General features: G+C 68.9%; 21 protein-coding genes and 1 riboswitch. Of the genes, 8 read left to right on the top strand and 13 right to left on the bottom strand.

Features of this window, described 5'->3' with window-relative positions:
• Positions 1–149: 149 nt before the first annotated feature.
• From AB0B90_RS17250 to AB0B90_RS17225, 6 genes are all read right to left on the bottom strand, one after another.
• A complete protein-coding gene (locus AB0B90_RS17250; protein WP_350941509.1) occupies positions 150–431 on the bottom strand; it encodes a metal-sensitive transcriptional regulator in 282 nt (93 codons plus the stop codon).
• Between the two features lie 18 nt (positions 432–449).
• The gene (locus AB0B90_RS17245) at positions 450–1,526 is read right to left on the bottom strand and encodes a glycosyltransferase (RefSeq protein WP_350941510.1); all 1,077 of its coding nucleotides are present in this window, start codon (positions 1,524–1,526) and stop codon (positions 450–452) included.
• Positions 1,523–2,317 carry a hypothetical protein gene (locus AB0B90_RS17240; RefSeq protein ID WP_350943515.1) on the bottom strand — a complete coding sequence of 265 codons (795 nt, stop codon included), beginning with the start codon at positions 2,315–2,317 and terminating at the stop codon, positions 1,523–1,525. Before AB0B90_RS17240 ends, AB0B90_RS17245 begins: the two co-directional genes overlap by 4 nt.
• Positions 2,318–2,485: 168 nt before the next feature.
• On the bottom strand, positions 2,486–4,636 hold the full coding sequence (locus AB0B90_RS17235; RefSeq protein ID WP_350941512.1) for a heterodisulfide reductase-related iron-sulfur binding cluster: 2,151 nt from the start codon (positions 4,634–4,636) through the stop codon (positions 2,486–2,488).
• Positions 4,637–4,987: 351 nt separating this feature from the next.
• Positions 4,988–5,740 (bottom strand): TetR family transcriptional regulator, encoded by a 753-nt coding sequence (locus tag AB0B90_RS17230; protein WP_362923315.1) that lies wholly within the window; start codon positions 5,738–5,740, stop codon positions 4,988–4,990.
• 11 nt (positions 5,741–5,751) lie between these two features.
• Positions 5,752–6,561: a sugar phosphate isomerase/epimerase gene (locus tag AB0B90_RS17225; RefSeq protein WP_350941514.1), complete on the bottom strand. Its 810-nt coding sequence runs from the start codon at positions 6,559–6,561 to the stop codon at positions 5,752–5,754.
• A 162-nt stretch (positions 6,562–6,723) separates the two neighbouring features.
• Here AB0B90_RS17225 and AB0B90_RS17220 point away from each other — a divergent pair, with 162 nt between their 5' ends.
• The 5 genes from AB0B90_RS17220 (at position 6,724) to disA (ending at position 11,107) form a co-directional block, all read left to right on the top strand.
• Positions 6,724–7,422: a class I SAM-dependent methyltransferase gene (locus tag AB0B90_RS17220; RefSeq protein WP_362923313.1), complete on the top strand. Its 699-nt coding sequence runs from the start codon at positions 6,724–6,726 to the stop codon at positions 7,420–7,422.
• Positions 7,423–7,522: 100 nt separating this feature from the next.
• Positions 7,523–7,903, top strand: a complete 381-nt coding sequence (locus AB0B90_RS17215) for a MerR family transcriptional regulator (RefSeq protein ID WP_350941516.1) — start codon at positions 7,523–7,525, stop codon at positions 7,901–7,903.
• Positions 7,900–8,214 (top strand): thioredoxin, encoded by a 315-nt coding sequence (gene trxA / locus AB0B90_RS17210; protein WP_350941517.1) that lies wholly within the window; start codon positions 7,900–7,902, stop codon positions 8,212–8,214. Before AB0B90_RS17215 ends, trxA begins: the two co-directional genes overlap by 4 nt.
• Before the next feature lie 93 nt (positions 8,215–8,307).
• Positions 8,308–9,711 carry a DNA repair protein RadA gene (gene radA, locus AB0B90_RS17205; RefSeq protein ID WP_350941518.1) on the top strand — a complete coding sequence of 468 codons (1,404 nt, stop codon included), beginning with the start codon at positions 8,308–8,310 and terminating at the stop codon, positions 9,709–9,711.
• A 310-nt stretch (positions 9,712–10,021) separates the two neighbouring features.
• Positions 10,022–11,107, top strand: coding sequence for a DNA integrity scanning diadenylate cyclase DisA (gene disA / locus AB0B90_RS17200; protein ID WP_350941519.1), 1,086 nt, complete (start codon positions 10,022–10,024; stop codon positions 11,105–11,107).
• Positions 11,108–11,129: 22 nt separating this feature from the next.
• Here the strand turns inward: disA and AB0B90_RS17195 are convergent, their stop codons facing one another.
• Positions 11,130–11,795 carry a hypothetical protein gene (locus AB0B90_RS17195; protein WP_350941520.1) on the bottom strand — a complete coding sequence of 222 codons (666 nt, stop codon included), beginning with the start codon at positions 11,793–11,795 and terminating at the stop codon, positions 11,130–11,132.
• 296 nt (positions 11,796–12,091) lie between these two features.
• Here AB0B90_RS17195 and AB0B90_RS17190 point away from each other — a divergent pair, with 296 nt between their 5' ends.
• Complete coding sequence (locus AB0B90_RS17190) at positions 12,092–12,967, top strand: A/G-specific adenine glycosylase (RefSeq protein ID WP_350941521.1); 876 nt, start codon at positions 12,092–12,094, stop codon at positions 12,965–12,967.
• Positions 12,968–13,047: 80 nt separating this feature from the next.
• Positions 13,048–14,136 carry an alanine racemase gene (locus AB0B90_RS17185; protein ID WP_362923310.1) on the top strand — a complete coding sequence of 363 codons (1,089 nt, stop codon included), beginning with the start codon at positions 13,048–13,050 and terminating at the stop codon, positions 14,134–14,136.
• Between the two features lie 235 nt (positions 14,137–14,371).
• On the opposite strand, the gene AB0B90_RS17180 is transcribed toward AB0B90_RS17185, so the two are convergent.
• The 5 genes from AB0B90_RS17180 to AB0B90_RS17160 all read right to left on the bottom strand — a co-directional run bounded on the left by AB0B90_RS17180 (position 14,372) and on the right by AB0B90_RS17160 (position 22,021).
• Entirely contained in the window at positions 14,372–15,322 is a 951-nt protein-coding gene (locus AB0B90_RS17180; protein ID WP_350941523.1) for a TIM barrel protein, read from the bottom strand.
• A 394-nt stretch (positions 15,323–15,716) separates the two neighbouring features.
• On the bottom strand, positions 15,717–18,209 hold the full coding sequence (locus AB0B90_RS17175) for an ATP-dependent Clp protease ATP-binding subunit (RefSeq protein WP_350941525.1): 2,493 nt from the start codon (positions 18,207–18,209) through the stop codon (positions 15,717–15,719).
• A 279-nt stretch (positions 18,210–18,488) separates the two neighbouring features.
• Positions 18,489–18,821 (bottom strand): Lsr2 family protein, encoded by a 333-nt coding sequence (locus tag AB0B90_RS17170; RefSeq protein ID WP_350941526.1) that lies wholly within the window; start codon positions 18,819–18,821, stop codon positions 18,489–18,491.
• A gap of 1,286 nt (positions 18,822–20,107) precedes the next feature.
• The gene (locus AB0B90_RS17165) at positions 20,108–21,205 is read right to left on the bottom strand and encodes an RDD family protein (protein ID WP_362923308.1); all 1,098 of its coding nucleotides are present in this window, start codon (positions 21,203–21,205) and stop codon (positions 20,108–20,110) included.
• Positions 21,206–21,433: 228 nt separating this feature from the next.
• The gene (locus tag AB0B90_RS17160) at positions 21,434–22,021 is read right to left on the bottom strand and encodes an amino-acid N-acetyltransferase (RefSeq protein ID WP_350943516.1); all 588 of its coding nucleotides are present in this window, start codon (positions 22,019–22,021) and stop codon (positions 21,434–21,436) included.
• A gap of 434 nt (positions 22,022–22,455) precedes the next feature.
• A riboswitch (cyclic di-AMP (ydaO/yuaA leader) is annotated at positions 22,456–22,603 on the top strand.
• A gap of 5 nt (positions 22,604–22,608) precedes the next feature.
• Here AB0B90_RS17160 and AB0B90_RS17155 point away from each other — a divergent pair.
• A complete protein-coding gene (locus tag AB0B90_RS17155; protein ID WP_350941528.1) occupies positions 22,609–23,658 on the top strand; it encodes an NlpC/P60 family protein in 1,050 nt (349 codons plus the stop codon).
• A gap of 79 nt (positions 23,659–23,737) precedes the next feature.
• Here AB0B90_RS17155 and AB0B90_RS17150 read toward each other — a convergent pair whose 3' ends face one another.
• Positions 23,738–23,938, bottom strand: coding sequence for a LuxR C-terminal-related transcriptional regulator (locus AB0B90_RS17150; RefSeq protein WP_030905642.1), 201 nt, complete (start codon positions 23,936–23,938; stop codon positions 23,738–23,740).
• Positions 23,939–23,968 lie beyond the last annotated feature (30 nt).

The raw sequence follows: 23,968 nt of genomic DNA, 5'->3' as shown, positions 1-23,968 counted from the left end.
GCCCCTCACCTCGGTGGAGCTCGACAACGCGCTCGGATTGAGCGCTTCGGCTGTTTGCTGAGGCCTCGGGAAGAACCGTTTCCAAGACCTTGTCCCGGACCCTTCGACGGGGTCCGGGACGTGGTCGGAAAAGATAGTCATGTGACTAGTCACGAACGGACGAGACGGGCGATCGCGGCCGACGCCTCCTTGACCTTCTCCTCCGCCTCCGGCCCCCCGGCGCTGATGGCGTCGGCGACACAGTGCCCGATGTGGTCCTCCAGCAGGCCGAGCGCCACCGCCTGGAGCGCCCGCGTGGCGGCCGAGACCTGGGTCAGCACGTCGATGCAGTAGGCATCCTCTTCGACCATCCGCTGCAGGCCCCTGATCTGCCCCTCGACACGCCGCAACCGGGTCAGATAAGCCTGTTTGTCACCGCTGTACCCATGCATGTCCCAACGGTACCGGTGTCAGGCGCGGCGGGATGTCGCCGCGATCAGTTTCTCCCAGCGGTCGGCCACCGAGGACGCGCCGTGGCCCGCCGCGACCTCCAGCGCCCCCGCGGCCAGCTCCCTGCGCCGCCGCTCGTCGTCGATGAGCGCGAGCATCGCGGACGCGTACGCCTCGATCTCGTCCTCCCCCTCGGCGACCAGCACTCCGTTCCTGCCGTCGGCCACGAGCTCGCCCGGTCCACGGGGGCCGCCGAACGCGATCACCGGTACCCCGCTCGCCATCGCCTCGATCACGGCCATGCCGAGCACCTCCGTCCTGGAGGTGCTCGCCACGATCGACGCCTTGGCGAACTCGCCGGTGAGGTCGGAGGTCGTTCCCATGAAGTAGACGTGGTTGTGCAGGTCGAGGTCACCGACGAGGGCGCGCAGGCGCTTCTCCTCCGGCCCCCCGCCGTACAGGCGCAGCCGCCAGTCGGGGCGTTTGCCCGCGACGACGGCGAACGCGCGGATCAGCCGGTCGTGCGCCTTCGCCGGCACCAGACGCCCTCCGGCGGCGACGATGCGGTTGTCCATCCGCGAGCGCGGCCACGGCCCCGCGGGCAGCGCGTCGGGGATCACGTTGACCGGCACGTTCCCGCCCAGGAGGTGGTCCCACTCCTGCCGGCTCGTCTCGGTGGCGGTGGCGACCGCGTCCAGGCGCGGGTAGAACTTCCTGATCGGCCCCGGTACGGGCGGCCGGCCCCACTCCCGGGCGATCCGCGTGATGTCGCGCGGCGCGTGCCTGGCCACCTGGACGCTCAGCACCGGCCGGGTGCTGACGAGCACGTCGGCCCTCAGCCCGCGCAGCCGCCGCCAGAGGGCGACCTCGGTGCGCATCTGGCCCCGGGGAAGCAGGGATCTGCCGCCCGGCTGGGCGTCGACCACCCAGGAGAGCTTCACACCGGACGCCACGGGGAAGAACGGTTTCTCCCGCTGGCGGCGGACGCTGATGATCTCGACCTCGTGACGTTCTGCCAGCTCTCCCGCGAGGTTGACGATCGAGCGTACGTCACCGCGCATGCCGTAGACGGATGGGGTGAGCAGGCAGATCCTCACCCGCCGACCTCGATCCTGAGCTCGTCGTCCGCCGTGTAGCAGGGACGGATCGGCACCCCGTCGATCTGCGCGGCGGGGTAGTGCAGGCGGCGGCGCTTGCCGTCGACGTCGTCCAGCCGGGAGCCCAGCCGCAGCGGCGTGGCCACGCCGCGTACCTCCAGGGAGGGCTCCCAGGTGCCGGTCTGGTCGGGGGCGGCGGCGAGCACGTCGCACAGCGAGAGCGCCGCGTGGAAGCGCACCCCCTGGACCGTTGCAATGGAGGTCAGCTCGGCGTCGGGCCGGCTGCGGCGCAGGGCGAGCTTCGCCTCGTGCCTCGCCTCGTCGTCGTCGAGGCCGGTGAAGGCGAGCAGCCCGGTGACCTCGAAGCGCCCCTCCCTGAACCAGACGGAACGGACCTCCGCCGTCGGCCGGGCATCGTCGATCTTCAGGGCGAGGAAGCCGTTGCGGGTCCGGTAGGCGCGGTAGGCCAGCGTGCGGCGGCTCAGCGCGTACGCCTCGAGATGGTCGAGGGAGAATCCGGGGTCGACGCTGCGCAGCCGCGTGCGCGCCTTGCCCTGTTGCAGGTAGGTGTCCCAGCGGCCGGGACCGAGGGCGAGCGGGGCGAGTGAGACCGCCAGCTCCGCCTTGCGCATCCGTGCGTCCGGAGTGCCCAGCGGCACCCGGCTCTCGACCGAGGTGGCCCGGTTACGCAGGACCAGTTCGGTGCCGTCGGCCAAGGGTTCGTCGACGGCCAGCCGAAGTGAGAGAACATCGGCCAGGGTAACCTCGGCATCGCTGACGACGGCTGGCATCGTCAAGCCCCCTCCCCGTTGAATGAGCTACGCGACGTTGAGGTTACCGTGATTTTCCCGTTATGTGGAGAAAGGTTTTCGGACCTTACGTCCTTTTCACGTTGACTTGACCCTATGTCAGAGGGAACATCGGGAAAATGTCCCCTCTGACGGATGACACACCCGCTGTCAGGGCGCCTCTACCGGTCGGCCTTTGATCGACTTGATCAGCAGCTGGGAGACGTCGACGACCTCCAGCGTCTCCTTGGCCTCGCCCGCGTTCTTCTTCTCGTTGATCGAGTCGCCGAGCATGACCAGACAGAACGGGCACGCCGTGGAGATGGTGTCCGGCTCGGTGGTGAGCGCCTCGTCCACCCGCTCGGTGTTGATGCGCTTGCCGAGCCGCTCCTCCATCCACATCCGCGCGCCGCCGGCGCCGCAGCAGAAGCCGCGGTCCTTGTGGCGGTGCATCTCCTGGGTCTTCACACCGGGCACCTTGGCCATGATGTCGCGGGGCTGGGAGTAGACCTTGTTGTGGCGGCCCAGGAAGCACGGGTCGTGGTAGGTGATCTTCTCCTCGATCGGCGTGATCGGGACCAGCCTGCCCTCGTCCACGAGCTTGGCGAGCAGCTGGGTGTGGTGCACCACCTCGTAGGTGCCGCCGAGCTGGGGATACTCGTTGGCGAGGGTGTTGAAGCAGTGCGGGCAGGTCGCGACGATCTTCTTGACCCCCGCCTCGTTCAGCGTCTCGATGTTCTGCTTGGCCAGCATGTCGAAGAGATACTCCATGCCCAGGCGGCGCGCCGGGTCGCCGGTGCACGCCTCCATCGGGCCGAGCACCGCGAACTTCACCCCGGCGACGTGCAGCAGCTCCGCGACCGCCTTGGTGGTCTTCTTCGCCCGGTCCTCCAGCGCTCCGGCGCACCCCACCCAGAACAGGTACTCGGTGTCCTCAGGCATCTTCTCGTCGACGAGCGTGATCTCGATGGGGTCGACCTCGCGGCTCGCCAGCTCCTCGACCCAGTCGGCCCGCTTCATCTCGGACATCCCCCACGGGTTGCCCTTGTTCTCCAGGTTCTTGACCATGACGCCGGCCTCGGAGGGGAAGTTGGACTCCACCATCGCCTGGTAGCGGCGCATGTCGAGGATGTGGTCGATGTGCTCGATGTCGACCGGGCACTGCTCGACGCAGGCGCCGCAGTTGGTGCAGGACCACAGCACGTCGGGGTGGATCACGCCTTCCTCGCCCACCAGCGGCTTGTCCAGCAGGGCCAGCACGTCCTCGTGCAGGCCCGCGCGCTGCTCCCCGGTGGCCGTCAGGTACGGGGCGACCTTGAAGGCGTGGTCGCGCTGCTCAAGGATGAGCATCTTCGGCGAGAGCGGCTTGTCGGTGTTCCAGGCGGGGCACTGGTCCTGGCAGCGTCCGCACTCGGTGCAGGTGTAGAAGTCGAGGAAGCCCTTCCAGGTGGTGTCCTCGATCTTGCCGCGGCCGAGCCGGTCGCCGTCGAGCTCCTCGTCCTCGAAGTCGACGAGCTTGCCGTCGATCCGCATCGGCTGGGCGGGGCCGTTGCCGTCGGGACGCCGGGAGAACGCCACGTTCAGCGGCGCGGTGAAGATGTGCAGGTGCTTGGAGTTCACCACGATCACGAGGAAGACCAGCATCACGCCGATGTGCAGGAGCAGCCCGACGTGTTCGAGCGTCTCGTTGGCCGAGGGGCCCAGCGGGCGCAGCAGGGCGGCGGTCGCCTCGGAGGCGAACGCTCCCGAGGCGTACGGCAGGTTGCCGGTGTTCGCCGCCGCGCCGCGGAAGAGGAGCATCGTCCAGATCACGTTGAAGATCATGAAGAGGACGAGCCAGGCACCGCCGAGGTGCGAGCCGAAGAACCGGGACCTGCGGCCCAGCTTCTTCGGCGAGTTCTTGATCCTGATGACCGCGAAGGCGATGAGTCCGAGCAGGGCCGCGACCGCGATGAAGTCCTGCAGGAAGCCCAGGATCGGCCACGTCCCGATGAGCGGGATGTGGAAGTCGGGGGTGCCGGTGACGGCCCCCTGGATCAGCGCGCCGTACGCCTCCAGATAGACGGTCGCCAGGATGAGGAACGCCCACATGACGAAGAAGTGCGCGACACCGGAGGCCGTCCACTTCAGCAGCTTCCGCTGCCCGAACACCTCGACCAGCTGGGCCTTGATCTCCTCACCCAGGTTGGCCCTGGCGTACTCGACGCGCTCGGGCGCGGGAGGCCCTACGGTGGCGAGGTTGTACAGGAACAACACGCGGCGCGCGGCGAGCGCGAGCGCGACGGCTGTCATGACCAGCCCGATGATCGCTACCCAGAGCACTGGTCCTCCCACAGACGGCGTTGGCTGCCAGCGTACGACCGCCGGTCATCCACGATGACAGAGGGTCCCCACAGATACTACCGGCGAGTAACTTCTCTTCGCCGGGAGACCCCCCGGTGACCGTCGTCACCCTACGGTCAACACCGTTCCCAGAACAATGCTCTGCATGCCTCCGAACGGCATCGAAGTGACCTTCGAGCTTCACGGGGCTCGGCGGGCGCGACCTGGACGTCGGCGGGACGGGGACTCGGCGAGGCGTGCCGGCACCTCGGCCCGAATGGCGGGAACGTGTGAGATACGGCGGTATATGGCGGGAAGACCTCTATGGGCGCCCCCGGAGGGCGGGGAAGCCTACCGCGGTGGGTCGAGATAACCCTGGATCGTGGGTGTGAGCAATTTCACCAGCTCTTCAAGATCCACCGAGGCGAGCGGCTCCAGTTGGAGGACGTAGCGCATCAGGACCACGCCGAACATCTGCGCGAAGGCCGCCTCCATCCGGATCAGCGGGATGTCCAGGCTCTCCGCGACCCGGTTGAGCAGCGCGCGGGTCACGAACTCGCGGATCATGACGACCATCCGCTCGTTCGTCATCGCGGTGCGGGCCAGCGCCAGCACCGGTTGGCGCGCCCCGGCCTCCGAGGTGATCGTCAGGATGAGCCTGACCAGCCGCTCGCCGACCTCCTCGCGGGGCCCCGCCGTGATCGCCGCGAGGACGTTCTCGGGGTTGATCGGCAACTCCATCGCCTCGACGAACATCTTCTCCTTGCCGGAGAAGTAGTGGTGGACCAGCGCCGGGTCCACCTCCGCCCGCCGGGCGATGCCCCGGATGGTCGCCTTGTCGAACCCCTTCTCCGCGAAGGTCTCGCGCGCCGCCGCGAGGATCTGCCCTCGCGTGTCGGCCGAGCCCGGCCTGCGCCCCGGACGCCTTCTCCCCTCCGCCGGCCCGGCCGCGGACCTCTCCGCAGGTCCGTCCGCGGACCCGTTCGCGGGTCCGTCCGCGGACCCGTTCGCGGGCGTGGCCGTTGACCTCCCGGAGGGACCGTTCGCGGGCGCGTCCACGGACCCGTCCGAGGAGCCGTTGGAGTGCCTGCCCGTGGTGCTCATGACAGGCCCACTCACGCGGGGGTGGAGGCCGCGAGGTGCAGCCGGGCGAACGCGAGCGCCTCCGCGAGGTCGTCGATCCGCTCGGAACGGCTGGCCGCCTTGCGCGTATTGATCTCCAGCACGACCAGCCCCGAATATCCGTTGCCCGCCATCCGCTCCAGGATCGGCGCGCACGGCTGGTTGCCCCGCCCGGGAACCAGGTGCTCGTCCTTGTTCGGCACCCCGACGCCGTCGGCCAGGTGCAGGTGGGCGAGCCGGTCGCCGAGCTTGGTGAACATCTCCAGGGCGTCGGACCCGGAGACCGCCGTGTGCGACAGATCCAACGTCACCTGCGGGAAGTCGTAGTCGACCGGGTTCCAGTCGGGAGAGTAGGGGACGACCTCGTTGCCCCTCGCCCTCAGCGGGAACATGTTCTCCACCGCGAAGACCACGTCGGTCTCCTCACGCATCCTGGCCAGGCCGATCTCGAAGTCGCGCGCGTAGTCGCGCTGCCAGCGGAACGGCGGATGCACCACGACCGTCCTGGCACCGACCCGCTCGGCGGCACGCTGCGCGCGCTGGAGCTTGGCCCACGGGTCCTTGCCCCACACACGCTGCGTGACCAGCAGGCACGGCGCGTGAATGGCCAGGATCGGCAGGTGGTAGTGGTCCGACAGCCGCTCCAGGACGTCGACGTCCTGGCTCACGGGGTCGGCGCCCACCATGATCTCCACACCGTCGTACCCCAGGCGCGCGGCCAGTTCGAAGGCGTCGGGCGTACGTTCGGGATACACCGACGCGGTGGACAGCGCGATCTTCGCGCTGGATACACGGACGCTCATACCGCTTCCTCGTCTCCGGCTCGGAGCGCACACTCGCGAACACCGCCGGGCCGACCGGCCCGATCGCTCACGTCGCTCACATTTGCCAGCCTAAGCGGGTCCGGAGAGCAGTGCTGTCCGCCACCACCGACACGGCCTGGATCACACCATTACGGTGAGGGCATGCCGAGGTTCTTGAGGGGCTCCATCCCCAGCCCCAACATCTGGAACACCCCCCAGACCTACGAGTTGGAAAACCGGGCGGTGGATCCCGAGGGACACGCCGAGGCGGCGATGTCGGCGATCCGGTCGTGGACCGGGGCGACGGTCCTCGACATCGGCTGCGGTACCGGCTACCACCTGCCCGCCCTCGCCTCGACCGCCACCCGGGTGATCGGCGTGGAGCCGCACGAGGACCTCGTCCTGCTGGCCAGGCGCCGCTGCCGCGCCCTGCGGAACGTCGAGATCCACGCCGCCACCGCCCAGGCGATCCCGCTGCCCAGCGCCTCCGTGGACGTGGCCGTCGCCCGCTGGGCGTACTTCTTCGGCCCCGGGTGCGAGCCGGGCCTGGCCGAACTCTCCCGGGTGATGCGGCGCGGCGGCGCGGCCTTCGTGATCGACATCGACACCACCCGCGGCGCCTTCGGCCGCTGGTTCGGCCAGTCCATCCCCGCCTACTCCGCCAGGTCCGTCGAGAACTTCTGGAGCCGCCAGGGCTGGCAGACGGACAAGCTCGATCTGCGCATGTCCTTCGAGCGCCGCGCCGACCTGGAGGCCGTGCTCCGCATCGAGTTCACCCCCGCGGTCGCCGACCTGGCCATCGCCGAGACCCCCGGCCTGGAGATCGCCTACCCCAACCTGCTGCGCTGGAAGCGGTTCTGAAACGGCGACGACCTCCGCGGGGCCGACCGGGAACAACGGGACGGGGCCTTGACCTTGACGTTGATGTCAAGGTCTATCGTCGTGCCGTGGGGAGGGCCGGATGCGGATCGGTGAGCTGGCGCGGCGGGCGGGTGTCAGCACCCGGGCACTGCGCTACTACGAGCAGCAGGGACTGATCACGGCCCGGCGCTCGGCCAACGGCTACCGGGAGTACGGGGAGGAGGATCTCAAGCTCGTCTCCGAGATCCGCTCGCTGCTCGCCGTCGGCTTCACCCTGGACGACGCCCGCCCGTTCGTCGCCTGCCTGCGGGCCGGTCACGAGTCAGGGGGGTCGTGCCCGGACTCCGTCGCCGTCTACCAGCGCAAACTGGCGGAGATCGACGACGAGATCCGCACGCTTCTCACCCGGAGGGCGGAGGTGGCGGCGCAGCTGACCACCGCCTGCCCAGGATGCGTACTGAGGAAAGTGGGAAAATCATGATCACATTGACCGCGGAGAACTTCGACGAGCAGGTGCTGCGGAGCGACAAGCCCGTCCTGGTCGACTTCTGGGCCGAGTGGTGCGGGCCGTGCAAGATGATCGCGCCGATTCTCACGGAGATCGAGGCCGAGCTCGGCGACCGCGTCACGATCGCGAAGCTCAACGCCGACGACTACCCCGAGATCACCGCGAGGTACGGCGTCCTCGGCCTGCCGACGCTCAACCTCTACAAGGGCGGCGAGGTCGTGCAGCAGATCAAGGGCGCCAAGCCCAAGCGCCTGCTCCTCGCCGAGCTCGAAGGCCACATCTGAGGAAAGCGCGCTCCGTACCTCCCCGCGACTTTCACCCGGTACGGCATGCCGTACCGGGTGAAAGTTGTCGGGCTCTGCCGGTAACGTGCGGCCATGGCGAAGAAGGCTGGTGGCTACCGCTGTGCCGAGTGCGGGTGGCAGACGGCCAAGTGGGTGGGGCGCTGCGGCGAGTGTCAGGCCTGGGGCACGGTCGAGGAGGAGACGGCTCCCGCGGGGGCACGCGTGGCCTCCGCCGGGGCGGTCTCGGCACCGGCGGTGCCGATCGGCCAGGTCAAGGCCGAGGTGGCGCACGCGCGCGGCACCGGTGTGCCCGAGCTCGACCGGGTCCTCGGCGGCGGTCTGGTTCCCGGAGCCGTCGTGCTGCTGGCCGGCGAGCCCGGCATCGGCAAGTCGACCCTCCTGCTGGAGGCGGCGGCCAAGATCGCCCGACAGCAGACGGTCCTCTACATCACGGGTGAGGAGTCGGCCGCCCAGGTGCGGATCAGGGCCGACCGGATCGGCGCGATCCAGGACCGCCTCTACCTCGCCGCCGAGACCGACCTGGGCGCGCTGGTGTCACATGTCGAGAAGGTCCAGCCCGACCTGCTCATCGTCGACTCGGTGCAGACGATCGGCTCCACCCAGGCGACGGGCGTGCCCGGCGGGGTGACCCAGGTCAGGGAGGTCGCGGGAAACCTGGTGCGGCTCGCCAAGGAGCGCGGCATGGCCACCGTGCTGGTCGGCCACGTCACCAAGGAGGGCTCGATCGCCGGCCCCCGCACCCTGGAGCACCTGGTCGACGTCGTGCTCCACTTCGAGGGCGACCGGCACTCCCGGCTCCGCCTCGTCCGTGCGATCAAGAACCGGTACGGCCCGGTCGACGAGGTCGGCTGCTTCGACCTCCACGAGAGCGGCATCGAGGGCATCACCGACGCCAGCGGCCTGTTCGTCTCCCACCGCACCGACCCGGTGCCCGGCACGTGCGTCACGGTCACCCTGGAGGGCACCCGGCCACTGCCCGCCGAGGTGCAGGCCCTGGTCGCGAGGACCGAGGCCCAGCAGCCGCGCCGATCCTCCTCCGGGCTCGACACCTACCGGGTCACGATGGTCCTCGCCGTGCTGGAGCGGCGGCTCAACGCCAAGCTGGGCGGATGCGACGTCTTCACCGCCACCGTCGGAGGGATCAAGCTCAGCGATCCCGCCGTGGACCTGTCGGTGATGCTCGCGGTCGCCAGCGCGGCGGGCGACAAGGCGCTCCCCTCCGGCCTGGTGGTGCTCGGTGAGGTGGGCCTGGCGGGAGAGTTGCGCCCGGTGCGCGACGTGCGGCGCCGCCTGTCGGAGGCCGCCCGGCTGGGCTTCACCCGCGCGCTCGTCCCCACCGGCTCCCTCGACACGGGCAAGAAGCGCAACGGCGACCACTCCCTGGTCCGCATGGCCGGACGCGGAGCGCCCTTCGCGCCCGGCTTCGACGTCGTCGAGGCGGAGAACGTCTGGGACGCCCTCACCCATGTCACCTGAGACGCGCCACGGGCTCCAGGCGCGGCACGGCCGGCGGCCCCGCGACGGTGCGACCGGTCACCGGCACCGCAAGGAACGCGGCCGGCGACCCCGCGACACCCGCCGCCACGAGATCCACGCGGGGCACTCGCGACGGCTCCCGGACGCTCGCCGTCACGAGGTCCACGCGGGGCGCGTTCGGCGGCTTCCCGGCGCCCACGCCGGTGCGGCGCGTCACGGGCTCCGCACGGCGCGTGGCATCCACCGATTCCGGACCGCGCGGATCCTCCGCCGGTAAGCTTGAGCGCTATACGCAGACCACGGGGGTCATGTGCCAGCAAACTACAAAGGACTCGACGAACGTCGCAGAGCCGTCCTGGCCGCGGTCGCACCCGGCACCGCGTTGCGCGACGGACTGGAGCGCATTCTCCGCGGGCACACGGGTGGCCTGATCGTGCTGGGATACGACGGCACGGTCGAGGAGATATGCAGCGGCGGCTTCGAGCTGGACGTCGAGTTCTCCGCGACGCGGCTGCGCGAGCTGGCCAAGATGGACGGCGCGATCGTCCTCAACTCCGGCGATCTCAGGATCGTACGCGCGGCCGTGCACCTGATGCCCGATCCGTCCATTCCCACCGACGAGTCCGGCACCCGGCACCGCACCGCCCAGCGCGTGGCCCTGCAGACGTCACTGCCGGTCATCTCGCTCAGCAAGTCCATGCGGATCATCGCTCTTTACCTCGACGGCATCCGCTACGTGGTGGAGGAGTCGGCGGTCATCCTGTCCAAGTCCAACCAGGCCCTCGCCACGCTGGAGCGCTACAAGCTCCGCCTGGACGAGGTCTCCGGCACGCTCTCCGCGCTGGAGATCGAGGACCTGGTGACGGTCCGCGACATCGCGGTGGTCGCCCAGCGGCTGGAGATGGTCAGGCGCATCTCCGAGGAGATCGCGGGATACGTGGTCGAGCTCGGCACCGACGGCCGGCTGCTCTCCCTGCAGCTGGACGAGCTCGTCGCCGGCACGGAGAGCGACCGTGAGCTGATCGTGCGCGACTACCTGCCCGCGGCCGGCCGCCGCCCGCGCAAGTTCGCCGAGGCGTTGCACGAGCTCGACCAGCTCTCCTCCGCCGAGCTTCTCGACCTCTCGGTCGTCGCCCAGATCCTCGGCCACTCGGGCAACGACGCCCTGGAGACCCCGGTGAGTCCGCGGGGCTACCGCCTGCTGGCCAAGGTCCCGCGTCTGCCGAACACGGTGGTCGATCGCCTCGTCGACCACTTCGCCAGCCTGCAGAAGCTCCTCGCGGCCAGCATCGGCGAGCTCCAGGAGGTGGGCGGGGTGGGCGAGGCGAGGGCCCGCCACATCCGGGAGGGCCTCTCCCGGCTCGCGGAGTCGTCCATCCTGGAACGCTACGTCTGAGACCCCGGTCCTCGCCAGGCGACTACCTGAGGTGGAAGACCGCCTTGCGGCTCTTCAGGCCGGGAGCGTGAACCACCGCGACGTAGGTGCCCGGCAGGGCGGCGGCGCGGTCGGCGGTGCAGTCGCCACCGGAGCGGCGGCGGTCCCACACCAGCTCCCTGACGTACGGGATGCCCCGGTCGAGTTCGCGGATCTTGACGGCGTCGCCGCCGACGCAGTCGGAGGACGACCACACGCGGTCGTTGCCGGAGGTGATGCGCATCTCCATCGCGCGCGGCCCGACGTCGGTGGTGCACATCACCTTGCCGACGTTGACGAGGGTGAGGACGAAGCGCGGCTGGACTCCCGCCGGGTAGATCGTCCCCTTGCCCTCCATGCTCAGCACGAGCTGCGGGGAGACGCAGGCCTCGCCCGGCCGTCTGGGCCGCGCGGCCGCCTTCGGCGTGGGCGTCGGGCTCGCGGACGTCGAGGGGATGACCGTCATGGTCGGCAGGACGGCCGTCAGCGGGTCAGGTGTCTGCTGTCCGGCGGCCGAGGTGCTCCTCTCCCTGACGTCATCCGGCCCGCCCGTCGACGAGCAGGCCCACGCCACGACGGCGACCACCACGAGCACACCGACAAGCGCGGCTATCCGGCGCCGCCAGTAGACGTCGGCTCCGACGTCACCACGGAACGTGTCGGGATCCATACGCTCAGTATGGTTAGTCCTGGCGGACCACAGGAGACGACCCGCCGCTTCCGGCCTGTTTCGGCCGCAGGTCAATGGTCGGGGCGGGCACGGACAGGCGCGGACAGGCACGGAACAGGCACGGAACAGGCACGGAGCGGGCACGGAGCGGGCACGGAGCGGGCACAGCCAGGCGCGGACAGAAACCGCCAAGTGCAGACAGGTGCAGACAGACGAAGCCGGGCCGAGGCGTCCGTGCCTGCCCGTGCCTGCCCGTGCCTGGCTGCGCCTGTCCGTGCCCGCACTATCGTCGAAAGGTGCCCGAGCCGAACCGCTTACTCGAACCCGTCCTCGACTGGTACGCCGGCAACGCCCGCGACCTTCCCTGGCGTACGCCTGGCGCCTCCCCCTGGTCGATCCTGGTCAGCGAGATCATGCTGCAGCAGACCCCGGTGGTCAGGGTGCTTCCCGTCTGGACCGAATGGATGGAGCGCTGGCCCACGCCCGCCTCCCTCGCCCGCGAGTCCCCCGGCGAGGCGGTACGCCACTGGGGCCGCCTCGGCTACCCCCGCCGGGCACTGAACCTGCACGCGTGCGCCCGCGCGATCACCGAACGGCACGGCGGAGAGGTCCCCACCGGCCACGACGCCCTGCTCGCGCTTCCCGGCGTCGGCGAGTACACCGCCGCCGCGGTCGCCAGTTTCGCCTTCAAGGGCCGCCACGCGGTTCTCGACACCAACGTGCGGCGGGTCCTGGCGCGGGCCGTCAGCGGGCAGGAGTATCCGCCCAAGGCCACCACGCCCCCGGAACGCAGGCTCGCCGCCTCCCTGCTCCCCGACGCCGACCGCGCACCCGTCTGGGCGGTCGCCGTGATGGAACTGGGCGCCCTGGTCTGCACCGCTCGCGCCGCCCGCTGCGCCGACTGCCCGATCAGCGACCTGTGCGCCTGGCGCCTCGCGGGCAAACCTGCCCACGACGGCCCGGCGCGCAAGGGCCAGACGTACGCGGGAACGGACCGCCAGTGCCGTGGCCGCCTCCTCGCGGTGCTGCGCCAGGCCCACGGCGCCGTACCCAAGGACGCCCTCGACGTGGTCTGGGACGACGCCCCGCAGCGCGAACGCGCCCTCGACGGTCTGATCGCGGACGGCCTGGCCGAGGTCCTCGACGACGGCACCTACCGCCTCCCCGGCTGAGTCACCAACCGGTGCGGTACGTCGAATCCACGTTTTCTCTCACCTGATCCTCGGCATCCCACATCTATCGGAGATTTTTTGTGGACGCTCTCACCGTAAGAGCCCGTGAGCTGGCGGCGGCCGGAAGGCTACCCGCCTATGTGTACGACCTGGCCGCCCTGGACGCGCACGCGGCGGCGGTGCGGGCGGCGCTTCCGGGAGTCGAGCTGTACTACGCGGCGAAGGCCAACCCGGACCCGGAGTTGCTGCGGGTGCTGGCCCGGCACGTGGACGGGGTCGAGGTCGCCTCCGGTGGCGAGCTGGAGCATGTGCGGGGTGTGCTCCCCTCGGCCAGGATCGCGTTCGGCGGCCCCGGCAAGACCGACGACGAGCTCCGGCTCGCCCTCGATCACGGCGTCGAACGGCTGCACGTGGAAAGCCCGAACGAGTTGCGCCGCCTGATCGCCACCGGGCGGGAGGCCGACGTGCTGCTCCGCGCCAACCTCGCCCTCTCGCTGGGGGACGTGGCCCTGGCGATGGGCGGCGGCGCGACCCCCTTCGGCATGGACCCGGCCGGCGTCGAGGAGTGCCTCGCGCTTCTGGAGCGCCAGGACGCGGTGCGCCTGCGCGGCGTCCACGCCCACCTGGCCAGCGGCCTGGACGCCCCGCGCATGCTGGAGGTCGCCGACGGCGTGCTCGGCTACGCCCGCGGTCTTGGCCTGACCGAGATCAACCTCGGTGGCGGCATGGCCGTCGACTACGCCGACCCCGGCGCCGTCTTCGACTGGGAGACCTACGGCAAGGGTTTGGCGGGGCTGCGCCGCCCCGGTGAGACGCTGCGCGTCGAGCCCGGCCGGTCCGTGTCGGTCTACTGCGGGCGGTACGTGACCCGTGTGCTGGACGTCAAGCGGGTCCACGGCGAGTTGTTCGCCATCGTGGCGGGTGGGACCCACCACATCCGCACGCCCGCGACCAAGGGCCACGACCAGCCGATGGTCATCGCCGAGGAGGGCGATCCGGTCACGATCGTCGGCCAGCTCTGCACTCCCAAGGACACCCTCGCGCGCCGGGTCCCGGCGGCTTTGGCGACCGGCGATCTGGTGCAGTTCCTGATGGCCGGCGCCTACGCCTGGAACATCTCCCACCACGATTTCCTGATGCACCCGCATCCGGAGTTCTCGTACGTCTGAGGTGTGCCGTCCCGACGCCGCGAAAGCCCTCGGCTCTTCCTGGAGCCGAGGGCTTCGACGATTTCCCGGTGATGGGCGCCGTGACACTTCCCGGTGATGGGCGCCGTGACACGGAGAGATCAGGACACCTCTCTCGGAGCCGTCCGGCGCCGAGGGCGGTGAGAGTCCGCCCTCGACATCGACACGACAGTGCGTCGAGCGAGGCTCGACACGACGGGGTGTCGGGCCGGGAAGGTCAGGCGGCGAGGCGCAGACCGAGGGCGGTGAGGCTGGTGCGGGCCCAGTCGAGCTCCTCGGCGATCACGTTGACCAGGGCGCCGGGGCCCTTGCCCCGCAGGGGCACGGCCAGATCGTGGGTCTCCACCTCGATGTGGGCGGTGCCGTTCACCGCGCCGGAGAGCATCGCGGTGAGGGTGTCCTCCAGGACCGGGCGGGTGCTGGGAAGCTCCTGGCACGCGGCGGCCATGTGGTTGTGTACGTGGCCGAGCTTCACCACGGGGGCTCCGGTGTCCGCCAGGCCGCGCAGGGCGGCTCCCGGCTCCTCAGAGCCGCCCGCGAGATAGCAGGCGTCCAGGCAGATGCCCAGGTGCTCGGAGTCGATGCCGCCGACCCGGTCGAGGGCCTGCTTGGTGGTCTCCAGCACGCATCCGGGCCACGGCTCGAAACCGACCCTGATCGTCTTGCCGGTGACGCTGTACAGACCGCGCAGCTCGCGGGCGAGGCGCTCCATCCGTCGCGAGGCGATCGAGTGCAGGTCGGCGGGCCAGTCGCGGCGCCAGCCGATGGGGATGGTGGAGATGCTCCCGAAGCGGACGTCCTGCGGGAGCAGGAAGGCGAGGATCCTGGCCAGCGCCATCGTGTAGCGGTAACGCTCGGGCTTGGCCCAGTCGGGGCCGGGGACCTCCTGGTTCCTGCCGCCGGTGCCGTTGAGGCTGACGACCTCCAGGCCGCGCTCCTCAAGGGATCGGCGCAGGCGCACCAGCTCGATCCTGTCGGAGGTGAGATGGTCGGCGACGCTCGGGGAGAGCCAGAGGCCGACCCCCATGCGCTCCACCCCGAGGCGCTTGCGCACCGGCACCGCGTACCGGGTGAGGTGCGCGATGAGGTTCTCCAGATCCTCGGCGGGGTGCACGCCCGCGTTGTAGGCCAGGTGAACGAGCGTCCCGTCCTCGTGCCGTAAACGCATGCGTGCCTCCAAAGCGTGCTTCCGTGTAAGCGTCCTCGATGACCCCCGCGCCGCTCGTCGACGGCGGCGCGAGCCGGAGCCCTCCCGGCCGGGAGTCCGGCCCGGTCGTCTGAAGCATCCCGCGCGGGCACCGATCTCCGCGTCACTCTCGGAGCTGATTCCTCGGTACGTCGCCGGGCTTACCTCGATACCGCTCTCACCGCAGCCTGTACTGCTTTCAGATCATCCGGGTGAGAGCCACCGAACTCACTCTACAGAGTGTAGTACTACCTGTCGTGGCGAAACACCGTCTTAGATAACAAATGAGCAGACCCCGCCGTGAGTCTCCTCACGGCGGGGTCTGCTCATTTGGCCTGAATCAGGCCATGTCCGGCCTGCCCCGGTCCTGGATCGGCTACACGATGGCCGCGGCCGAGTCGGGGACCTGGGGAGACGGCGCGTTCTCACCGATGAAGGTGAACTTCGCGTTCTCCCCCTCGCCCTCGATCCCGATCTTCACGATCTGGCCGGGACGGAGCTCCCCGTACAGGATCTTCTCGGACAGGATGTCCTCCAGCTCGCGCTGGATCGTACGGCGGAGCGGACGGGCGCCCATCACGGGGTCGTAGCCACGGTCGGCCAGCAGCTGCTTGGCCTCCTGCGTGAGCTCCATCCCCATGTCGCGGTCCTTCAGACGCAGGCTCACCTGGGCCAGCATCAGGTCGACGATGCGGATGATCTCCTTCGGCGTGAGCTGGTGGAAGACCACGATGTCGTCGACACGGTTGAGGAACTCCGGCCGGAAGTGCTGCTTGAGCTCCTCCTGGACCTTCGACTTCATCCGGTCGTAGTTGGACTCGGCGTCGTTGTTCTTCGCGAAGCCGACGCCCTGCCCCTTGGAGATGTCTCGGGTGCCGAGGTTCGTCGTCATGATGATGACGGTGTTCTTGAAGTCGACCACCCGGCCCTGGGCGTCGGTCAGGCGACCGTCCTCCAGGATCTGCAGCAGCGAGTTGAAGATGTCGGGGTGGGCCTTCTCGATCTCGTCGAACAGGACGACCGAGAACGGCTTGCGCCGCACCTTCTCCGTCAGCTGACCGCCCTCCTCGTATCCGACATAGCCGGGAGGCGAGCCGAAGAGACGGGAGACGGTGTGCTTCTCCATGAACTCCGACATGTCCAGCATGATCAGCGCGTCCTCGTCCCCGAACAGGAACTCGGCCAGCGCCTTGGACAGCTCGGTCTTACCGACACCGGACGGACCGGCGAAGATGAACGAGCCACCCGGACGGCGCGGGTCCTTCAGACCGGCGCGCGTACGGCGGATCGAGCGGGACAGACCCTTGATGGCGTCGTCCTGGCCGATGATCCGCTTGTGGAGCTCGTCCTCCATGCGGAGCAGTCGCTGGGACTCCTCCTCGGTGAGCTTGAAGACCGGGATGCCGGTGGCGGTCGCCAGGACCTCCGCGATGAGCTCCTCGGTGACCTCGGCGACGACGTCCATGTCGCCGGCCTTCCACTCCTTCTCACGGCGCTCGCGCTTGAGCTGGAGCTGCTTCTCCTGGTCACGCAGCGCGGCGGCCTTCTCGAAGTCCTGCGCGTCGATCGCGGACTCCTTGTCGCGCCGCACGTTGGCGATCTTCTCGTCGTACTCGCGGAGGTCCGGCGGCGCGGTCATGCGGCGGATGCGCATGCGCGAGCCGGCCTCGTCGATGAGGTCGATCGCCTTGTCCGGCAGGAACCGGTCGCTGATGTAGCGATCGGCCAGCTGCGCGGCGGCCACCAGGGCGCCGTCCGTGATGGAGACGCGGTGGTGTGCCTCGTAACGGTCGCGCAGGCCCTTGAGGATCTCGATCGTGTGGCTGAGGCTGGGCTCGGCCACCTGGATCGGCTGGAAGCGTCGCTCCAGCGCCGCGTCCTTCTCCAGGTGCTTGCGGTATTCGTCGAGGGTGGTGGCCCCGATGGTCTGCAGCTCGCCTCGGGCCAGCATCGGCTTCAGGATGCTGGCGGCGTCGATCGCGCCCTCGGCGGCACCCGCGCCGACGAGCGTGTGGAGCTCGTCGATGAACAGGATGATGTCGCCTCGGGTGCGGATCTCCTTGAGGACCTTCTTCAGCCGCTCCTCGAAGTCACCGCGGTAACGGGAACCGGCCACGAGGGCGCCCAGGTCGAGGGTGTAGAGCTGCTTGTCCTTGAGCGTCTCCGGCACCTCGCCCTTGACGATCTTCTGGGACAGGCCCTCCACGACGGCGGTCTTGCCGACGCCGGGCTCTCCCACCAGGACCGGGTTGTTCTTGGTCCTGCGGGACAGGACCTGCATGACCCGCTCGATCTCCTTCTCCCGGCCGATGACCGGGTCGAGCTTGCCCTCACGGGCGGCCTGCGTCAGGTTGCGGCCGAACTGGTCCAGCACAAGGGAGGTCGACGGTGCGGCCTCGGTCGGACCGCCCGCGGCGGCCGGCTCCTTGCCCTGGTAGCCGTGGAGCAGCTGGATGACCTGCTGCCGGACCCGGTTGAGATCGGCCCCCAGCTTCACCAGCACCTGGGCGGCGACGCCCTCGCCCTCACGGATGAGGCCGAGCAGGATGTGCTCGGTGCCGATGTAGTTGTGTCCCAGCTGCAGGGCTTCGCGGAGCGACAGCTCAAGGACCTTCTTGGCACGCGGGGTGAACGGAATGTGCCCCGACGGCGCAGACTGACCCTGGCCGATGATCTCCTCGACCTGCTGACGCACACCTTCAAGACTGATGCCGAGGCTCTCCAGAGCCTTGGCGGCAACGCCTTCACCTTCATGGATCAAGCCAAGAAGAATGTGCTCCGTACCGATGTAGTTGTGGTTGAGCATCCGGGCCTCTTCTTGGGCCAGGACGACAACCCGCCGTGCGCGGTCGGTGAACCTCTCGAACATCTCGTCGCTCCTCACAGAGCGGTCAGGCAGGTCCGGGATATCCGAGCCCTGTCATCCCGCATGGTAGCCCCGACCCGGCGACCGCTCTATGCAGAAGACGTTCCCCGAGCGCAGGGCGTTCACCCTCCATCCAACTACTTATGGGGGGTGCGATGTTCCCGCTACGCCGCAAGCGAACGACGTTTGTCTTCCAGTAAAACGCATCATGCGGTCATGGCCGCCACCGGACCCCACCGTGACCGCCATAACCGCATGATTCACTCGATCTACTGAGCCGATCTAGTGAGCCTGCTCGTACTGCTCGACGATCTTCGAGGCGATCCGACCGCGCTCGCTGACATTGAGTCCGTGAGACTTCGCCCACGCCCGGATGTCGGCGCTCTTCTCTCGCGTGAGTGCCCGCGCTCCGCCTGCGCGGCGGCGGCGGGGAGCCAGGGCGCCGGAACGGCGGGCGCTCTGCACGAAAGGCGACAGGGAGTCGCGGAGCTTCTTCGCGTTAACGTCACTCAGGTCAATCTCATAGCTGGTGCCGTCAATCGCGAAGGCGACAGTCTCATTGGCCTCGCCCCCATCGAGGTCGTCGATGAGAATCTCCTGGATCTGCTTGGCCATCTACACAATCCTTTCGCGGAGTATTGTTTCATTCGCAAGCTAAACATATACCCGCGATCGAAGAGCGGCAATTCCAGGAGCTCGGCGATTCTCACAGGCAACCGAGACTCACCGGTCGAGCCTCCGGTGGATCAGCTCTTCTGCGACTCGGGGTCGGGCCGTTTTGCCGGACGTCGGCCGGCGGCTTCACTCCGAAGTAGCTTGACGACTCCGAAGATGAAGGCCCCGCCGACGACCGCCGGGGGTATCAACGCGGACAATACGTCGTACATTCGCCCTCGCTCCGCACCGTGGGTGGCTTTCTGGGGACCATGAAAATGTGGCGGCGGCTCTCCGGGCCTCGCGAGCGCACCCGATCGCTGGAACCGCCCATAGATGACCATAGCGCCACCGACCGGCGACACGCGCGCAGGGGCGACCATGCCGTCTTCCTCCAGCCTAATGCTTCTCTCCAGCTCTCTTACCGGTTGTGGTCGTAAAGGCACGAGGAAAAACCAGGTGGACGATCAGGTGATCATCATCGTCGCCGTAATACCAATGCCGCACGGCTTCCGCGCCGCCGCGCCACCGACCTCCCGGCGACGAAGTCCCTGCTGAAGGGGGCTGTCCGCCGGGATGAACAACACCTTGCCATGGAGCCTGAGATCGCCGCCGACGACTTCATCGCGAGAATGCCCTCCGTCGACAGAACGCCCGGACGGGGAGCTGCTCGCTTCATCACCTCGGTGTGAACCGATGTGACACAAGTGTATGGAACAAGACGGATCTTCAACACTTTCTTGCCAAGAGTACGACCCACTCCGGCACGGAGTACATAGTCGTAGACCGTATAACCACCAAACGCGATGCACTCCTCAGACAACCTCGCCAACACCGGGCGCCCCGATCCGGATCCGTAAGAAGGTCTTCACCGGCCGCCCCGAACACACGGCGGAAGGCGAAGAAGAGAATCCGACGCGAGGTCACCGAGGATGCCGGAGGCGCGCGGCGCCGACCATTCGGCGAGTAGTGCACGAACCCCCGACGGGGACGGATCCGGCATTGACCCCTCATAGGGCGCCCAGGGCGGACGTGAGCCCGTTGTGGGCAACGTACGCGAATATTCCGGCGAGCGGGTCGAGACTCGGTCATAACTTCCCCCGCGTTGCTCAGGGCGCGGCAAATGGTTTTGAGGCTTCCACGCCCCGGCCCCCGAGACCCTTACGGGCCCCTAAGGGCCCCCGTTTTCTCACCCGCGCACGAAAACGGGGCCGGCGGTTGAACCGCCGGCCCCGTTATTCAGGGGACTACTTGATCTTGACGACGACCGTCCCCGCCACCTTGTCGTGCAGGGCCTGCTGCAGCGGCTTGTCCCACAGCAGCCACAGGACGTTCACGAGGCTGAAGATGTTGAAGAGGAAGCCGACAAAGGGGATCCAGCTCAGGAACTGCGGGCCGAAGAACACCCCGGCGCGCTTGACCGCCATGTCGGAGCCGAGCCCACCGGGCGGCAGGGCACTGCCGACCGGCACGACCTTGATGCCCATGACCATCTTGCCGACCGTCTGGCCGCCCCTGCTGAGCATGAGGAACTCGTAGGCCATGTAGATCGACGCGCTGACCAACGCGATGAGGAGCCCGGCGAGGAAGGTCCCGCTCCCCTCCGTGATCGACGTGCCGTCGAAGGTGGGGGCGGTCACCAGCATCGCGGTCAGCACCAGGCTGATGATGACCCCCGGGATCGCCAGGATGATCCCGTCGACCAGCCTCGCCAGCAGCCGCTGCCACCACTCCGCGAGCGGGGCGGGCGCCCCGGGAGGACCGCCGTACGGCTGACCGTAGCCCTGCTGCCCGTACCCGGGCTGCTGGCCGTAGCCCTGCTGCCCGTAGTCGGGCTGCTGACCGTAACCCTGCTGGCCGTACTGCTGCCCGTAGTCCGGCTGCTGCCCGTAGCCGGGCTGCGGGGCCCCCTGCTGGCCGTAGCCCGGCTGCTGGCCGTAAGCCTGCTGGCCGTAACCGGGCTGGGACTGCTGGCCGTAGCCCGACTGCTCGTGGGACGCCTGCTGGCCGTAACCGGGCTGCTGCTGCCCGTACGACCCCGTCCCGCCCTGCTGGCCGTACCCGCCGGTCCCGCCCTGCTGGCCGTAGCCGGGCTGCTGGCCGTAACCCTGCTGCTGGGACTGCTGCCCGTAGCCGGGCTGCTGCTGCCCGTACGACCCCGTCCCGCCCTGCTGGCCGTAGCCCTGCTGCTGGGACTGCTGCCCGTAGTCGGGCTGCTGGCCGTAACCCTGCTGGCCGTAACCGGGCTGCTGGCCATAGCCCTGCTGCCCGTAACCCTGGCCGTAGCCGGGCTGGCTCTGTCCTGGGCCGGTGTTCGGCTGTGAGGCCTCCGACCGATATCCCATGACCGTTACGTCGGGATCGAGTTCGCCAGCGGCTCGACCCGCGTTGTGCTGTCCGTAATCCGGGTGTCCCGACGGTGTGCGATCGCGGTCGGGATCATCCTGTGGATACGGCGGCTGTCCGGTGCTCACCGCGTCACCTCACTTAGACTGCGCATGTGGCAAATGTCAGACGCACATGCTTGCTGCTGCACAAGGTATCGACATAGGTATCGACAGTCACCTTTCCGATCAGTCAGCTCTAAAGTCATCACAGTCGGGCTCACGTGTCAGGTGGAGCAACATCCGGGTGTTTCCCAAGGTGTTGGGCTTGACGTGCTCCAGATCGAGAAACTCCGCCACGCCCTCGTCGTAGGAGGCGAGAAGCTCCGCGTAGACCGCGGGGGCGACGGGCGTGCCCTGGATCTCGCGGAAACCGTGCCTGGCGAAGAAGTCGACCTCGAAGGTGAGACAGAAGACCCGGCGCAGGCCCAGCTCCGCGGCCGTGCGAATGAGGGCGGAGACGATCCGGTGGCCGATTCCCATCCCGCGACGGGTCGGATCGACGGCCACGGTGCGGATCTCGGCCAGATCCTCCCAGAGGACGTGGAGAGCCCCGCAGCCGATGACCGCCCCCTCGGCGTCGGTGGCGACCCAGAACTCCTGAACGTCCTCGTACAGGGTGACGGTGGCCTTCTCCAGCAGGCGGGGGCCGACGCCGCCGTAGGTGTCGACGAGCCGCCTGATCGCGCGGACGTCCGGGGTCCGGGCACGACGGACCGAGACCTCGGCGACCTCGGCGGCCTTGGCGATCTCCGCGACCTCGGCCGCCTCGGGCAGGGGCGGGTCAGGCTCCGCCCCCTCGGGTCCCGCGCGTCGCTCCCCGCCGCCCGGGGTGCGCACGACCGGCACGGGAGAATGCTCAGCAAGCTGCTCCATGACCGTTCAGCGTACGTCCTCACCGGTCTTCAATTACGGCTCCTCCTTAACTCGCGGCACACCCCCCTCACATGACCGCCGGTAATCGCTTTACCACACTGGGCGCGCGGCATCTCACGTGTGCCACAACTCACCTTTGGTACGGTCCCGGACCTGGGAAGACCTTCCCCACACCCCCCGCCGGGGAGGTAAAGGCAGCGTAATGGCCATGTTGATCATATTGACATGTGATCTTTCCGTGACACTTCAGTTGCGGAACCTCCACTGAATTCGCAGTTCTGGTTGAGCAGGAACCACGGGTGCACTAATCTCCGTGCTCGATGTCAGAGACGTAAAAGCCTGACCCGCCGAATCCCTCACCACGGGGAACCGGGGACCCACCACGTCCTTGGGGGTGAATCCGAGTGCCAACGGCGCACTCGGTAGGGCTGCCTCCGGCCCGAACCCGTCAGCTAACCCGGTAGGCGGCCGAGGAGAGGAGCCCGTTGGTGAAGCGCGAGCGCGACCGCGGAGGAAAGAACGCGGGCGACGACGCCCGCCGTCGAGAACGCGCGCCGCGCGGGCTGCGCCGCCGCATGGCGGTGATCGGCCTGGCATTCGCCACCCTCACTCTCGGCACACCGACGGTCGCGGCCACCGCCGACCCCGAACCCAGCCTCCAGCAGCTGGCCAAGCAGGCCGAGAAACTGCACGAGGAGATCGGCGTCCTCGCCGAGCGGTACAACGGCGAGCGGGTCAAGCTCAGGCAGGCCCAGCGGGCCGCGGAGAGCGCCGAGAAGATCCTCGCGTCGAGCGAGTCGGAGCTGGCCTCCCGTCGTACCAAGGCCACCCTCCTGGCGCAGAGCACCTACATGTCGGGCGGCCTGAACTCCGGACTCGCCTTCACACAGGCGACGGACCCCGACACCTTCCTCGATCAGGCCACCACCAACTACGCGCTCCAGCAGCAGCAGAGCGAGGAGGTCGCCCAGGTCGCCCGGGCGATCGAGGCCGCCGAGCGGGCGAAGGCCGGCGCCAAGGCGAGGACGGCGGAGGTCAAGAAGCTCCTGGCGGAGATCGACGGCAACCGGACCAAGATCGAGCGTCTGGTCGCGCGGGTCGAGAGCGACCTGTTCAGCGAGGTGCGTGCCAGGGCCGTCGGCAACAGGGGCGCCCGGGTGAAGACCAACGTGCCCATCGTGGGCAGCGGCAAGGCCGCGGAGGCGACCCGCTGGGCGCTCACCCAGCAGCTCAAGCCGTACGTCTGGGGCGCCGAGGGTCCCAACTCCTTCGACTGCTCCGGGCTGGTCATGTGGGCCTACCAGAAGGTCGGCATCAGCCTGCCGCACTACACCGGCGACCAGTGGACCGCCGGCACCCACGTCTCCAGGAAAGAGCTACGCCCCGGAGACCTGGTCTTCTTCTACAGCGACCTGCACCATGTCGGGATCTACATCGGCGCGGGCCTGATGGTCCACGCGCCCCGGACGGGTGACGTCGTCCACATCACCACGATCGACAACCGGCCCTTCGTCGGAGGCGTCCGCATCGCCGCCTGAGCGTGCCCCGCCCTGTCCTGCCCTGCCCTGCCCGCACGCGTGCCCGGCCCGACCTGCCGGGCACGCGTGCGGTGCCGTGTCAGATCAGACGACGGCGTGCGGCCCAGGCGACGGCCTCGATCGCCGTGGCGACACCGATGCGGTCGCAGATGCCTCTCAGCCTGCGCCTGACGGTCCGCCCGCTGATGTCGAGGCGACGCCCCACCCGATCGACCGTGACACCCTTGGCGAGCTCAGCCAGCAGCACGAGATCGTCATCGCTGAGACCGATATCGCTCATGCCCAGGGGGCTGTCGCCATGGCGTGAATC

The sequence above is a fragment of the Streptosporangium sp. NPDC049078 genome (assembly GCF_040648855.1).
In the GTDB taxonomy this organism is placed as follows: Bacteria; Actinomycetota; Actinomycetes; order Streptosporangiales; family Streptosporangiaceae; genus Streptosporangium.
This window is presented reverse-complemented; position numbering and strand designations above follow the sequence as displayed.

Bases quoted from the DNA above. Each gene is read 5' to 3' on its own strand.
- AB0B90_RS17240 (WP_350943515.1), bottom strand. From the start codon at position 2,317: ATGCCAGCCGTCGTCAGCGATGCCGAGGTTACCCTGGCCGATGTTCTC.
- AB0B90_RS17230 (WP_362923315.1), bottom strand. From the start codon at position 5,740: ATGAGCACCACGGGCAGGCACTCCAACGGCTCCTCGGACGGGTCCGTG.
- AB0B90_RS17150 (WP_030905642.1), bottom strand. From the start codon at position 23,938: ATGAGCGATATCGGTCTCAGCGATGACGATCTCGTGCTGCTGGCTGAG.
- AB0B90_RS17165 (WP_362923308.1), bottom strand. From the start codon at position 21,205: ATGGGATATCGGTCGGAGGCCTCACAGCCGAACACCGGCCCAGGACAG.
- AB0B90_RS17170 (WP_350941526.1), bottom strand. From the start codon at position 18,821: ATGGCCAAGCAGATCCAGGAGATTCTCATCGACGACCTCGATGGGGGC.
- AB0B90_RS17220 (WP_362923313.1), top strand. From the start codon at position 6,724: ATGCCGAGGTTCTTGAGGGGCTCCATCCCCAGCCCCAACATCTGGAAC.
- AB0B90_RS17215 (WP_350941516.1), top strand. From the start codon at position 7,523: ATGCGGATCGGTGAGCTGGCGCGGCGGGCGGGTGTCAGCACCCGGGCA.
- AB0B90_RS17225 (WP_350941514.1), bottom strand. From the start codon at position 6,561: ATGAGCGTCCGTGTATCCAGCGCGAAGATCGCGCTGTCCACCGCGTCG.
- AB0B90_RS17180 (WP_350941523.1), bottom strand. From the start codon at position 15,322: ATGCGTTTACGGCACGAGGACGGGACGCTCGTTCACCTGGCCTACAAC.
- trxA (WP_350941517.1), top strand. From the start codon at position 7,900: ATGATCACATTGACCGCGGAGAACTTCGACGAGCAGGTGCTGCGGAGC.
- AB0B90_RS17195 (WP_350941520.1), bottom strand. From the start codon at position 11,795: ATGGATCCCGACACGTTCCGTGGTGACGTCGGAGCCGACGTCTACTGG.
- AB0B90_RS17250 (WP_350941509.1), bottom strand. From the start codon at position 431: ATGCATGGGTACAGCGGTGACAAACAGGCTTATCTGACCCGGTTGCGG.
- AB0B90_RS17175 (WP_350941525.1), bottom strand. From the start codon at position 18,209: ATGTTCGAGAGGTTCACCGACCGCGCACGGCGGGTTGTCGTCCTGGCC.
- radA (WP_350941518.1), top strand. From the start codon at position 8,308: ATGGCGAAGAAGGCTGGTGGCTACCGCTGTGCCGAGTGCGGGTGGCAG.